Source organism: Nocardia sp. NBC_00403 (genome assembly GCF_036046055.1).
Taxonomy (GTDB): Bacteria; Actinomycetota; Actinomycetes; order Mycobacteriales; family Mycobacteriaceae; genus Nocardia.
In genome coordinates this window covers 2,830,235-2,844,087 of sequence record NZ_CP107939.1, presented here as the reverse complement: position 1 = coordinate 2,844,087, position 13,853 = coordinate 2,830,235, and the positions used below count along the sequence as shown (strand labels likewise).

Below are 13,853 nucleotides of genomic sequence, written 5' to 3'. Positions count from 1 at the left end.
CTTCCCGCCCAGAGGGCGTGCCCGATCAGTCGACGGTTTGGAGCTGCACCGGCACACAGAGTGGGCCGTTGGTCATGAACTGCGGCGCGTAAGGGATCTCGGCCGGATCACACGCGAGCCGCAGCTGCGGGAACCGGCCGAACAGGGTGGCCAGTGCGATGCGAGATTCCAGCCGGGCCAGATGCGCGCCGAGGCAGAAGTGCGGACCGCGACCGAATGCCAGCTGATCAGAATGATCGCGGTCGATATCGAAGACGTCGGCATCCGTATGCTTCCGCGGATCGCGTCCGACGCCCGCGTACCAGCCCACGATCGCACCCGCAGGGATATCGACACCGGCGATCTGGACATCACTCAAGGCGTACCGGTTGAACATGGCGCAGGCCGCGTTCCGGTAGCGCAAAGTCTCCTCGACGACGTCGGCCCACCGGTCCCCGTCCTTGGCCGCTGCGAGCTGGTCGGGATTGGCGGACAGAGCCACCACCGCATTGCCGAGCAGATGCATCGTGGTCTCGTGTCCAGCCACGATGATGATCCACAGCATTTCGACCAGCTCGGCGTCGGCGAGTCCGTGTTCGGTCTGGGCCCGCACCAGGTCCGAGGTCAGGTCGTCACCGGGATTGGCGTGCTTGTCGCTGACCAGCCCTGTCAGGTAGCCGGCCATTTCCTGCATGGCGGCCTGGGTCTGCTCACCGGTGCTGGTGTGCGATACCAGCGTGGCGGTCCATCCGCGGAACTTCGACTGATCACCCGCCGGTACGCCGAACAACTCACAGATCACCCCGACGGGCAGCGGCATTGTGAAGTGCTCGACGAGATCGACCTCCGGCAGGTCGGCGAATCTGTCGATCAGGTCGTCGGTGAGCCGCTGGATGCGCGGTTGGAGTTGGGCAACCCGGGCGGGGGTGAATGCGCGGGCGATGGCCCGCCGCATCCGCATGTGGTCGGCGCCATCCTTGTTGAGCAGGTGATCGGCATCGGTCAGGACACGTAACGGCCAGTCTGCCGGGACGGTCCCGTCGTGCATCACGGGGCAGTTCTTCGCGTTCTTGCTGAAAAGCGTGCCGTCACCGGCAAGGACCTCGCCGACCGCCTGATGGCTGACCGCCATCCAGGCCCGAACTCCGCCCGGCAGCTCGTAGGGAACGATGGGCCCGGTCCGGATCATCCGGTCGAAGGTGTCGATAACAGATTCTCCAGCGGTGGGCAGCTGAATGAGTGACTCGGTCATGCAGGTCTCCGGTGGCGTAATCGGCCTCTGACGGCGCGTTTCGATGCGTGCTCGACGATTGTGCTGCCAGGCGGGTGACCGCATCGACTCGAGCGGAATTCTCTGCCTCGCAGCGAAATCCGCTGGCGCGAATCCAAAATGTCAGCACACCCTTGGGCGCGGACCTGACTAGAAGGCATCGCGCTGGCCGGGTTCATCGCGGCAGGCGTCCTGTTCCGGCCGCCGCACCGCGGACTGAACAAGCGAAAGGTCCGACGCTGGCAGCGCCGGACCTTTCGTGGTTTCCGCTTGTGGTGCAGTGCCGCCTAGGTGGACAGCAGCCGCTGCGACGCCCACTGCAGCATCAAGCGGAAGTGGTTGTCCCACCAGTGATAGGACTCGGGTGTGAACGCCGCGGGCGGCGGACTCTCACCCGGGAACAACATCGTGGCGTTCGGTGCGCCGACCTTCGTGGTGGCGGCCGGAATGCCCGCCCCGGGCAGCAGCTGCGCCCCGGACTCGGTCTCGGCGACCGACTCCGACGGTGTGAGCGACAGCGGACGATCCTGCTGGCCGCTGCCCCATCGCTGCACCGAGTACTGATCCGGCGCGACCGTGGTCGGATTCAGGCCGAGTTCACCGATCGTGGATCCCCGGCCTCGGCCCACCGAATCACGAAAGTCGTACACGCCGGGCGCTACCGACGAGCCCGCAGTCGATCCACTCGTCGATCCGGTCCCGCCGCCGACCGCGCGCGTATCCGCGGCTACCCTCGCATCCGCGACGACAGCGCTGTTGGCCGTCCGCGAGAAGCCGCCCGCCCCGTAGATGCCGCCGACGGCCAGTCCACCCGCAAGCACACTGGCCGCCGCGAACAGCGCCACAACGCCACGGACGTCGTGCACCCGCTCGACCGTTGGGCCGGACGCCTCCACGTCGACTATCGCGGACAGCGCCGCACCCACCGCGGACGCGGATGCCGCGATCTTGCACGCAATCACCGGCGCACCGAATCCGTCCGCCGCGGCGACGACCGCCGCCGCACGCGCACCCGATCCGATCAGCACCACCGCATCCGGTCGTACCTCGGCCGCTTCGAATTGATCCCAGGCGGCTGTCACAGCCGCACCCATCGACTCGGCGGTCGCGGCACCTCCGGTGTGGCTGTTGGCCGCAAGAACCCTGGTGCGTTTTCGGTCGATCAGCGTGAACGCCTGATGGCCGGGAACTACATCGCAGATCAGCAGATCGTCGAATTCGTTCAGCCACGTCATGGCGCCTGCCACGTTGAGGTGCGCGGCCTTCGCCGACACCAACGAGGCCGAGTGCCACTGCCCGGACGCCAGCCTGGTGACGATGGCCCGGCGTTCGGCGGCATCGCGGTAAGTGACAGCCGCACCGCCGATCTCCTGCTCCGGGCCCAGTTCGGCGGCCAGTACATCCATTGCTATCTCGACGGCGTCGGCCAATTCCGCCTTGCTGTCGCCGCCTGTCTTTACCACCCGATGAAGCAGCACGCGCTCAGGTAGTCTCTCGCTGGAATCGGCGAGAGCTACCGCGTGAACAGCGCCGCGTTCGGTGGAAACGCCTAGGGTTACCACAGATCGAGCTACCACAGACCACGCCTTCCCATTGTTTTGCCGAGCTCACGAACGGGTCCTTCCCCGCCTGCGCGGGGGACGCACTGCGCAGTAACGCGATGAAGATGCACGCAGGCTCGCTTATGTGTTCGCAGCCACATCCGGCTTTGGATGGGTGGTGAAATGTGACAGTCCTCAACACACAGACGCCGTGCGCGTGTCGCGCGTGTGTCCCTACCGCTAGCCTGGATACGTGGATGTACGCACGGAGGCCAGGTCTAAGCGACGTCTGGACCCTGCGCTGGACCTGCAGGACGACCCACAGGAGCTCATGCCGCGGCGTCGACCGACGCAGGAACGCAGCAAACGCAAGTTCGACGCACTGTTGCAGGCGTCTCGTGAACTGCTCGTCGAGGTCGGGTTCGAGTCGTTCACCTGTGAAGAGGTGGCGGCGCGGGCCGAGGTGCCGATCGGCACGCTGTATCAGTTCTTCGCCAACAAATATGTCATCGTCTGCGAGCTGAATCGCCAAGACCTCGTTGCCGTTTCCCAGGAACTAGCCGATTTCCACGGCGAGATTCCGTCGCTGGACTGGTTGCGGCACATGAACCAGTTCGTCGACCATTTGGCCAACCTGTGGATGACCGACCCGTCGCGGCGCGAGGTCTGGCTCGCCATGCAGTCGACACCGTCGACGCGAGCCACCGGTGCGATTCACGAGAAAGAATTCGCCGAAGTCATCTCCCGGATGCTGCGGCCATTGACCCCGCGCACCCCGCGGTCGCGGCGTTCCATGATGGCCGAGGTGCTCGTGCACGTCGTGTACTCGATGCTGAACTTCTCTGTTCAGGACGAGCAAAGCCATGCCGAGGCCGTCTCCGAGCTCAAGCGGCTGATGGTCGCCTACCTGCTGGTCGCCGAAAAAGAATCCCGCTCCGCCAGCGAACGCTAGCGGAGCGGGTTATCGCGACTAGCCGCTCGCTTCGCGGCCATCGATGAGATCGGCCAGTTCGCCCGGGTCTTCCAGGACGACCATGGCGGCGGCGGTGTCGCCGTCGTGGGTCAACGACAGGTGAACCCTTACCCGGGGCAGGAATTCGGCGGCGAGGCCGTGCAGCTTGATGCTCGGCCTTCCCCACGCGTCGTTGACCACTTCGATCAGGGGGTACGGGTTGTCCCCGATCTGCGGGCGGCGGGCGAACCGAGACGATGCCCATGCCTTGAGCACCGCCTCTTTCGCCGCCCACCGTGCTGCGTAACTGCGAGCGGGGTCGGTTCCCTTGCTCTGGCAGTAGCGCCGCTCACCCGCGGTGAAACTCTCCCGGAGCATGGTGGTTCCGGACCTTTGCAGCTGTTCGGAGAACTCGGAGATGGTTACCAAGTCCAGGCCGATACCGAGGATCGTCACAGGGGCGAAGCCTACGACTCCGCGCGCCCGGCCGCGCGCGAATCATCCGCGCCCCGGCCGGTATTGCAGCCCCAGCCGTCGGCACGGTACGTGCCGTCGGCCGCGAGGCGTGCCTCCGCGGACAGCAGCACATCGGCCTCCAGCTGCCGAATCTGCTTGGCGGGCGTGCCATCTGCGCCGAGGCGCCGATCGGCCGGCCGCTCGTACAGCGCGGCGCCACCGCACATGGCCTCGGTGATCCGCTGCCTTCCCGCGAGCTGCCGCTCCTGCGCCCGACGCTGGTACTCCGCACGCTGTTTCGGCTCGATCGCTTGGACGAAGGCCTCGGGATGCACCACCGCGAGCAGACCCGACACATGCCCGAAGCCGAGCGAGGTGACCAGACCGGCCTTGAGCGGGTACCGGTCGCCGAAGCGCAGCGGTTCGCGCGCCCACACCAGGTGCGGGTAAGCCTGCATCTTGTCGTCGACGCAGTCCAGGCTGCGGTTCGGCGGAATGACACCCTGCTCGAGCACCTGGCACAGGCCGATGAGCTGGAAGGCCGCCGCGCCACCCTTGGCGTGCCCGGTCAGGCTCTTCTGCGAGACGACGAACAGCGGTGCGCCCGCCGAACGACCGATCGCATCGGCAAGCCGCTCGTGCAACTCCGACTCGTTGGGATCGTTGGCCGCGGTCGAGGTGTCGTGCTTGGAGATCACCGCGATGTCGTCCGGACCGACGCCGAGCTTGCGCAGCTCGGTAGCGAACCGGGATTCCCGGCCACCGCGGCCCGCGCCGAGCGCGCCGAGGCCAGGTGCCGGAATCGAGGTGTGCACACCGTCGCCGAAGGACTGTGCCCAGGCCACCACGCCGAGGACCGGAAGGCCCATTTCCACCGCCACGTCACCGCGGGCGAGCAGCACGGTGCCGCCACCCTGCGATTCCACGAACCCACCGCGACGACGGTCGTTGGCGCGGGAGAAGTACCGGTCGCTGATGCCCTTGGCGCTCATGGCCGCCGAGTCGGCGGTCGCGGACATGTCACCGAAGCCCTTGATGCCCTCGATGCCGAGATCGTCGAACCCGCCGGCCACCACCAGTTCGGCCTTCCCGAGCCGGATCTTGTCGACGCCTTCCTCGACCGACACCGCGGCGGTCGCGCAGGCCGCCACCGGATGCACCATCGCGCCGTAGCTGCCGACGTAGGACTGAACCACGTGCGCCAGCGCCACATTCGGCAGGGCCTCCTGCAGGATGTCGTTCGGCGTCGGCTCCCCGAGCAGCGAGTCGATGTACAGCGAGCGCATCGCGGACATGCCACCCATACCGGTGCCCTGGGTGTTGGCCACCATCGACGGGTGCACCCAGCGCATCAGTTCGACCGGGCTGAACCCCGAGCTGATGAACGCATCGACGGTGGTGACGATGTTCCACAGCGCCACCCGGTCCACCGAGCTCGCCATATCGGCCGAGATGCCCCAGATAGTCGGATCCCAGCCGGTGGGGATCTGACCGCCGACGGTCCGCGAGATCTTCGCCCGGCGCGGCACCCGGATCTCGGTGCCTGCCTTGCGGGTAACCGTCCAGTCGCCGGATTCCGGCGCCGGCACGATCACGGTGTGCTCGGGGTCCGCGGCATGGAAGGAGCGGGCCTCGGCCTCGCTGCCAACGGTGAACGACAGGTCCTGGTCGAGGAATACCGATGTCATCAGCGGCGAGGTGTTGTCGATCATGGCGCCGTCGTCGCCGTAGCGGCGCACGCCGCAGCGCGCGACCACCGCGTCGTGGTACTTCTCGGCCAGCTCGGATTCGGGCACGTAGTCACCGGATTCGGCGTCGTACCAGCCGGGCTTGGGATCGTTCTCCCAGCTGACCATGCCGGTGGTCCAGGCCAGCTCCAGCACGCCCGCGGCCGAGAGCTCGTCTTCGACCTCCATCTCGAACCGGGTGCGCGAAGACCCGTACGGGCCGAGCTCACCGGCGCCGACGATGACCACCATGTCGGCGAGATCGGCGGTGACAGTTCCCCATTCGGGCACCGGCAAGGCCGAAGTCATAGTCGGCGGCGCAGGCAAGGCAGCGATGGAAGTCGAATGTGGTTGTTCAGTTTCGGGGGAAGATTCGGTTTGTGCCTGCTTGGCCAGCGCGGGCAGGTCGAGCTTCGCCCGCGCGAGTCCGCCGGTCAGGTCGATCTGCTGGGGGCCGGTAGCAGTCACCTGACGAGCCCGCGAGGTGCACCACTTGAGCAGTTCGTCGGCCATCTCCGCGGTGGACCAGGTTTGCACGCCGGCCTTTTCGACCGCCTCGACCATCGGATCGTTGTGGCCCATCAGCCCGGTGCCGCGCACCCAGCCGATCAGCGCATGTACCAGGGTGACCCGTGCCGACCAGGACTTCTCGGCCCGCCACTTGGCGACAACCGCGTCGAGCGCCGCCTTGGACTCGCCGTAGGCGCCGTCGCCGCCGAACATGCCGCGGTTGGGCGAACCCGGAAGCACCACATGCAGTTTCGCGTCGACGTCGTGGTCGGCGCCGAGCTTGGACAGCCCGCCGATGAGCTTCTCTACCGACCAGAGCAGGACACGCATTTCCATTTCGGCGCGGGCGCCCGCGTCGGCGAGGTCACCGGCCACCCGCGGCGCCGCGAACGGCAGCAGCAGGGTCGGCGTCATGGCGTCCTTGGTCTTGATCTTCGCGCCGCCCGCGTTGTCGACCTGCTCGGTGCCGACCCAGTCGATCAGTGCGTCGATGTCCTGGTAGGAGGCCATGTTCGCCGGGACGACCCACAGAGCTGCGCCGTGCCTGGCGTTCTCGCGGTAGAGCTTCCGGTAGAAGCCGAGCCGCTCGTCGTTCAGGCCGGAGGTGGTGACGACGACGGTCGCGCCGCCACCGAGCAGCCGTCCCGCGACCGAGGCCGCGATGGATCCCTTGCTCGCACCGGTGATCACGGCGATGTCCGACGACCACAGGCCGGCCTCTTCGGTGCTCAGCGCGGCCTCGGCGATGCGCTCGTAGAGCCGGGCGAGCACCGAGCGCGCCTCGTGCTTGGCCCGCTCACGCCACCAGTTCGCCTGTGCGGCAACAGCTTCGCCCGCGCCGAGGAATCCGACGACCGGACCCTCGCCCGAGCCGGCGTCATCGAGCAGCCACAGCTTCGCCAGGTCCTCGCGTGCGGTGGCCCAGCGGTCGTCGATCAGCACCGCCTTGCGCGCGTCGAAGGCCGGGGCGACCAGTCGCGGCCAGTCCGAACCGAGTTCCGCCGAGACCAGGTCGACCAGCGAATCGTCGCTCGCCTCCGGTGCCGAGACCTGCTCGGTCAGGCCGAGCTGCTCGAGCACCACCCGAGCGGCTGTCGCCAGCACGCCGTCGCGCCCGGTGATCTGCTCGGTGAACTCGCCGAGTGCGGCCGCGTCGACCGTGGCACCGCCACCGCCGCCTGCGCTGGGCAGCGACACCGCGACACCGCGCCGGGCCGCGACGGCCTGGACCGCGGAGTCGATCGCCGCGTCGACCGACGCCGCGTCGCTCAGCGCGCCGGACACCAGCCCGCCGAGCTCACCGCCGCGCACGCTGGCACCCTCACGGGTGCCGAGCGACACCTCGGCGGTCACATGGTTGGCCCAGCCGTCGCCGAGCTCCCAGACCTTCTTGACGCGCTCGGCGATCGCGGCGGGCCGCTTGCCGGACGGGCCGAACACCTTGCGCAGGTGGTCGCCGATGGAATCCGACAGCACCGAGCCGAACGGCTTGTAGGTGCGGGCCAGGCGCTCGACGGTCGCGGACAGCGCACCCATATCGGCGTCCGCCGCGCCGTCGATGGCGCCGAGCGACAGCTCCGAGCCGAGGTCGACGAGCAGCTGGTTACGCCGGGAGGAGACACCGTCGCACAGACCCTCGATAGTGTCGACCGGGCCGATCTGGTCCAGCCGCAGCTTCGTCCACAGCGCGATGAGCACCCGAGTCGCGTCGGCCGCGCTGAAGGCGATGTCGTCCGGACGCGGGCCACCCGAGCTCGGCGCGGGCGCGGCGACCGGCGCGGCGGCGGCAGCAGTGGCCACCGACGCGGATGCGGTCGGCTCGTCGGCGGGTTCGTCGACGGGCGCGGGATCGGTGTCGGTCGAGTAGACGACGCCGGCCTCGCGCTCGATGTTGAGCACCTCCACCGTCGCGGTGGCGAAGGCGGGCAGCTTCAGTGTCTGACTGGCCAGGTTCGCCACCGTCGGGGTGGCGCCGAGGCCGATCTCGACGAAGCGCTCCACACCGAGACCACCGTGTGCGGCGTCGGCGAACAGCAGGTCCTGGGTTTCGATCCAGCGGACCGGGCTGGCGAACTGCCACGCGAGCAGCTCGACCAGCACCACTCGGCAGAGCTCGGTCGGCCGCGCAGCCCAGCTGTCGAAGTCGGCGAGCACCGCGGCGAGCGGCTCGGAGGGCACCAGATCCGCGATCTCCTGGATGAAGGCCTGCTCCAGCGAGAAGGGCTTGGGCACCAGGTTCGGAATGTAGCGCCCGAGCAGGATTTCCGGGTGCAGATCCTCCGGCAGCAGCTGCTCGAGCTTCTGCCGGAACTCGGGAACGCCCTCGCGCAGCACGGTGGAGTGGAACGGCACATCGATGCCGGGCACCAGGATGAACGCGCGCTTTCCACCGAATTCCGCACGGCGCCGGTCGATCTCGGTCTCGAGGGCTTCGAGACCTGCGACGGTGCCCGCGATCGCGTACTGCGAGCCGCGCAGATTCAGGTTGACGACCTCGAGGAACTCACCGGTCTGTGCACCGATGCCGGAGACGAAACCGACGACCTCGTCGTCGGGCAGCCCGATCTGCGAGGGCCGGATAGCGGCCATCCGGTAGTCGCTGCGGCCCTGCGCATCACGCGGCACCAGTTCGTGCATGGCGGAACCGCGCTGGAAGACAACCTCCAGCACCGCCTCCAGCGGCAGCACGCCCGCGACCGCCGCGAGGGCGTTGTACTCGCCGACCGAATGTCCGGCCAGCATGGCGCCTTCGACGTAGGCCCCCGCCTCGCGCAGCTCGGCGACCTGGGCGACACCGAGCACCGCCATCGCGACCTGCGTGAACTGGGTCAGGTGCAGCACACCGTCCGGGTGACGGTGCTCGACACCACGCGCCTTGAGGTAGGTCGGGTTGTCGCGCACGACCGCGAGGATCGAGAAGCCGAGCGCCGCACGGGTGTGCTTGTCGGCGCGCTCCCAGATGTCCTTGGCGGCCTTGGAGCGGGCGCGGGCATCCAAGCCCATACCCTTGCGCTGAATGCCCTGGCCCGGGAAGGCGTAGACGGTCTTGGGCGCCGCGGTGCGACCGGTCGCGGTCATCACCAGGTCGCCGTCGGTCCGGCAGGACACCTCGACGATCTCGCTGCCCGCGTCGACCGCGATCCGCTCGACCCGTACGTCGATCTCCGCACCGGGACGCACCATGCCGAGGAACCGGGTGGTCCACGCCGTCAGCGTCCTGGCAGGCACGGTGGCCGACGGGTCGAGCGCCGACACCGCGTGCTGCGCGGCGGCCGAGAGCCACATGCCGTGCACGATCGGGCTGCCGAGGCCGGCGAGCTTGGCTGCGGCGACGCTGGTGTGGATGGGGTTGTGGTCGCCGGAGACCGCCGCGAAGGCGTGCATGGCGCGCGGCGCCACCATCGTGACGTCGCGGCGGCGCCTGCGCGGAGTGTCGGTGGCCGCGTCGGACAACGTGCCCGCGGCGCGCGGCGGGTCGGTCAGCTCGCCCGCGCCGTTGCGGCCGCGGATGGCGAAGCGTTCGGTGAGCGTCGCGAGGGTCGGCATGGACATCCCGGTTTCGGGCTTGTCGAGCATGCCGGTGATCTTCACGTGCACCTCGACCACGCGGCCGAGGTCGGTGTCGATGGTCTCGCCCGCCTCGGCGCGGACCACGAGAACACTGGTTTCGGTGGGCAATTCACCGATCAGCGCGACCTGGTGGTCGAGATGGACCAGGTCGAGCATGCCCTCGATAACGCTGTCGCCGGACGCGCTGCGCGCCGCGCCGAGCACCGCGAACACGGCGGGCCAGCAGGCGCCGACGAGGACGTCGGGAACGGTACGGCCGAGCGTGCTCAGGGTTGCGGGCAGGCCGGAGCCGGTGACACCCGCATGATCGGCGATGAGGTCGGGGGTCCACGCCACATTCAGGTGTGCAACCTTGCTCTTCATCTCCGGAAGCGACTGCCCCGCAGCGACCGCGAGCAACGCGGACATGGCGGCGTCGGCGTCGGCCTCGGTGACGACGGGAGCGCCGCCGTTGAAGGTGGTGACCGGCACGGTGATCCGGATGCGCACAGCGTCGCGCCCCAGCAGCGGCACGCTGAGCTCCAGGTAGGAGTCCTCGACATCCGGCCCTGTCGTCTCGACGAGGGTCGCGCCGGTCGGCGGGTGCAGCGCGCCCTGGCCGTCGACGGTCCACTCGGCGATATCGCCGAGCCGGTGCACCGGGTTGATGGTGGTGCGGCCGGACCATTCGACATCTGGAGCCGCGAGCACCGTGTCGATGGCCCCGGAGGTCACGCCTGCGGTGCGGCGGCCGTCGATCGCGACCGGCACCACACCCGCACGGACGAGCGAGTAGGCGGCGTCCTTCTCGAATCGGTCGAGCAGCTCGCCGACCGGCTCGTCGACCCGGGTGATACCCGCGACGGCCACCGTGCCGGGGATGACGCAGACCTGGTCGGCCGAGTAGCGCGGATCATGCGCCTGCCACAGCGAATCCGAGCGCCACCAGCGACGCACGTCGCCGTCGACGACCGGGACGAAGTTGACCGGCTTGCCCGGCGTCTTGCACAGCGAGATGAAGAACGGCACATCGGCCGGGTGCAGCAGGGTCTCCTCGGCGGCGGGGTAGCGCTGCTTCAGCGTGCACAGCGCCTCGACCGGGCTCTCGAAGGCGTCGTCGCCGGCGAACAGTGTCTCGATCTCGCCGCGATCTGCCGGGTTGAGCCGAGATTCGGTGCGGCGCACCATGTCCGCGAACCGATCACGCCAGGTGATGTCCAGCCACACCGAGCGGGTGGCCTCGAGGAAGGCGTCACCGAGGTCGCTGCCGCAGTCGAAGTCCTTGCGCCGGTCGAGGCCGACGGCGAGCTCTACGTAGCGCTCGAGCCATTCGAGGTAGGTCATCGTGGTCAGGTCGCCGAAGTACGGCTTGGCCGTGGCGTTCAGTGCCGCGATGATCTCGTCGCGGCGCTCGGCGACCGCGTCGGCATCGCCCGCGACCTCGTCGAGCAGGCGGCCGGTGCGAGAGGCCGCATTGTCGATCTCGTGGATGTCGGCACCCAGTTGGCTACGGCCCGAGGCCATGCCGCCGTTGGCGGTGCCCGCACCGACCCAGTCCGGGGTGCCGGGGGTGTCGACCAGCAGCTGCTTCACCTCGGGCGCGGTGGTGGCCTCCAGTGTTGCCATCGCCGCGGTGCCGACGAGCACGCCGTCCAGCGGCATCACCGGATAGCCGTGCGGCACCGCCCATTCGCCGGTGAGGTACTCGGTGGCGCGCTCCGGCGTACCGATGCCGCCGCCGACACAGATCACCACATTGTCGCGGTTGCGCAGCTCGGCGTAGGTGGCGAGCAGCAGGTCGTCCAGGTCTTCCCAGGAGTGGTGTCCGCCGGCGCGGCCACCCTCGATGTGCATGATCACCGGGTAGTTCGGCACCTCGTCGGCGATGCGGAGGACGGCGCGGATCTGGGCCACCGTGCCTGGCTTGAAGGCCACGTGGGAGATGCCGACCTCGGTCAGCTCCTCGATGAGCGCGACGGCTTCCTCGAGCTCGGGGATGCCTGCGGTGACGATGACGCCGTCGAAGGGCGCGCCCGCCACACGGGCCTTCTGCACCAGGCGCTTGCCACCCAGCTGCAGCTTCCACAGGTACGGGTCGAGGAACAGCGAGTTGAACTGCACCGACCGCCCCGGGTGCAGCAGCGTCTTCAGCTCGGCCACCCGGTCGGCGAAGATCTGCTCGGTCACCTGGCCGCCACCGGCGAGCTCCGCCCAGTGGCCCGCATTCGCCGCCGCCGCAACGATTTTGGCGTCGACCGTGGTCGGTGTCATGCCGGCAAGCAGGATCGGCGAGCGGCCGGTCAGCTTGGTGAACGCGGTCTCGACGACGATGCGCCCGTTGGGCAGTCGCACCGGCCGCGGTGCGAACGACGCCCACGGCGCGGCCACCTCGGGTGCGGCGCCGGGCGTCAGCAGTTCACGCTGACCCGCGCGCGTCGCGGCCGCGACGGTGCCGACACCGGTGCCCTTGAGCGAGCCGCCGGTGAGCCTGCTGAGCAGATCGCCGGGGCCGAGGTCCAGAATCCATTGCGCGCCCGCGGCTACCACGCCGTCCACGGTCTCGACCCAATCGATCGGGTCGACCAGGATCTGCTGTGCCAGTGCACCGGCGAGTTCCGCGTCGATGCCGCACTGGGTTGCCCAGCCTGCCACCAGATCCACCGTGTCGGCCAGCGCCGGGTGATGGAACGCAACGTCGACGGCGATGTCCTCGAAGACCGGCGCGAACACCGCGCCACCGCGTGTCTTCGCGTCACGCTCGCGGGACTGTTCATCGTGGATCTGCGCGCAACGCTGCCGCACCCGCTCCAGTTGGGTCGGGGTACCGGACAGCACCGCCCTGCGCCGTCCGTTGCGGATCGAAACCACCGCTGCCGCAGCAGGATCCACACCTTCGGACACCTCGGCAACTACTGCGCGCAGCTGCTCGGGGTCCACATTCGACACCGCGACCATGGGCGAGCGCTCACCGACCGGCATCAGCCCACGCCGCCGTGCGACCAAACCCGCCGCGGCGCCGATCAATTGCGCCATCGCCAACAGTTCGGCGTCGCGCTGCCCGCCGGTCTCCACCGCCGTCGCGGCGAGGCGACCCTGCGAATGGCCGATGACCGCCACCGGAGCATTCTCGACCGGATCGAGCCCCTGGAGGCGCAGCGCCCGCAGCGCCGCGAGCTGCGTCAACAACACGCCCGGCATGGACACCACGGCCGAGCGCAACACCTGTTCGGAGGGCGCTGCGGAGGCCTCTCCCTCGTCACCGTCGGCGAGCTCCTCCTCGAGCATCCAGCCGACCGGATCGAAACCGACCGGTCGCACCACGAGCAGTTGTGCCGCAACCGGTTCCAGCAGCGCGGCCGCCTCGTTGACCAACGCGGTCAGCTCGGGCTCCAGCGCGCTGTCGCGCCCGATCTCCTCCAGCTCACGCAGCCACTGTGCGCCCTGGCCGCCGAAGGCCAAAGCGTAGGGGGTGCCGCCGAGCAAACGATCCAGCAGCGGGGACCGCGCCCCACCCGCCTTGGTCGGGGCGGCCACCTTCGCGCTCCGTGCAGTCCCGGCTTCGGTGCTCTCGTTGATCGTCAAGGCGCTTCGACTTCCTTCTCCTGGCGACATGCCCTAGGCGGACACGCCGCTCCCTCCGGTGCGCAGGTGTTCCTCAACCAATGGGCTTGATAAGGGCGAGCTTGGCACAAAATCATGAGGAAATCCTCACGTTTGCTGCGCGCGACCTCCTGTACCACCGAGTATTTAGGCACTCCCGTACCAGAATATTCAGGAACATGACCCTCCCTCATGTTTGAACCCGCTGGTCCACTCGGTTACTAACGCGTAGGAAACATGAGCGCTCCTCATGTTGTCCGTTACTTAAT

General features: G+C 68.6%; 5 protein-coding genes. 1 reads left to right on the top strand and 4 read right to left on the bottom strand.

The window, feature by feature from the left end:
* Nucleotides 1–25 precede the first annotated feature (25 nt).
* Both OHQ90_RS12520 and OHQ90_RS12515 read right to left on the bottom strand, forming a co-directional pair.
* Nucleotides 26–1,231, bottom strand: coding sequence for a cytochrome P450 family protein (locus tag OHQ90_RS12520; protein WP_328410220.1), 1,206 nt, complete (start codon nt 1,229–1,231; stop codon nt 26–28).
* Between the two features lie 305 nt (nt 1,232–1,536).
* Nucleotides 1,537–2,712 carry a hypothetical protein gene (locus OHQ90_RS12515; protein WP_328410219.1) on the bottom strand — a complete coding sequence of 392 codons (1,176 nt, stop codon included), beginning with the start codon at nt 2,710–2,712 and terminating at the stop codon, nt 1,537–1,539.
* A 409-nt stretch (nt 2,713–3,121) separates the two neighbouring features.
* Between OHQ90_RS12515 and OHQ90_RS12510 the strand changes: the two genes are divergently transcribed.
* Nucleotides 3,122–3,742 carry a TetR/AcrR family transcriptional regulator gene (locus OHQ90_RS12510; RefSeq protein WP_328412790.1) on the top strand — a complete coding sequence of 207 codons (621 nt, stop codon included), beginning with the start codon at nt 3,122–3,124 and terminating at the stop codon, nt 3,740–3,742.
* 18 nt (nt 3,743–3,760) lie between these two features.
* Here the strand turns inward: OHQ90_RS12510 and acpS are convergent, their stop codons facing one another.
* The gene (acpS, locus tag OHQ90_RS12505) at nt 3,761–4,198 is read right to left on the bottom strand and encodes a holo-ACP synthase AcpS (protein WP_328410217.1); all 438 of its coding nucleotides are present in this window, start codon (nt 4,196–4,198) and stop codon (nt 3,761–3,763) included.
* 11 nt (nt 4,199–4,209) lie between these two features.
* Complete coding sequence (locus tag OHQ90_RS12500; RefSeq protein WP_328410216.1) at nt 4,210–13,566, bottom strand: polyketide synthase; 9,357 nt, start codon at nt 13,564–13,566, stop codon at nt 4,210–4,212.
* Between the last annotated feature and the right edge of the window lie 287 nt (nt 13,567–13,853).

Coding starts and splice junctions, on each gene's coding strand:
- OHQ90_RS12520 (WP_328410220.1), bottom strand. CDS start 1,231: ATGACCGAGTCACTCATTCAGCTGCCCACCGCTGGAGAATCTGTTATC.
- OHQ90_RS12510 (WP_328412790.1), top strand. CDS start 3,122: ATGCCGCGGCGTCGACCGACGCAGGAACGCAGCAAACGCAAGTTCGAC.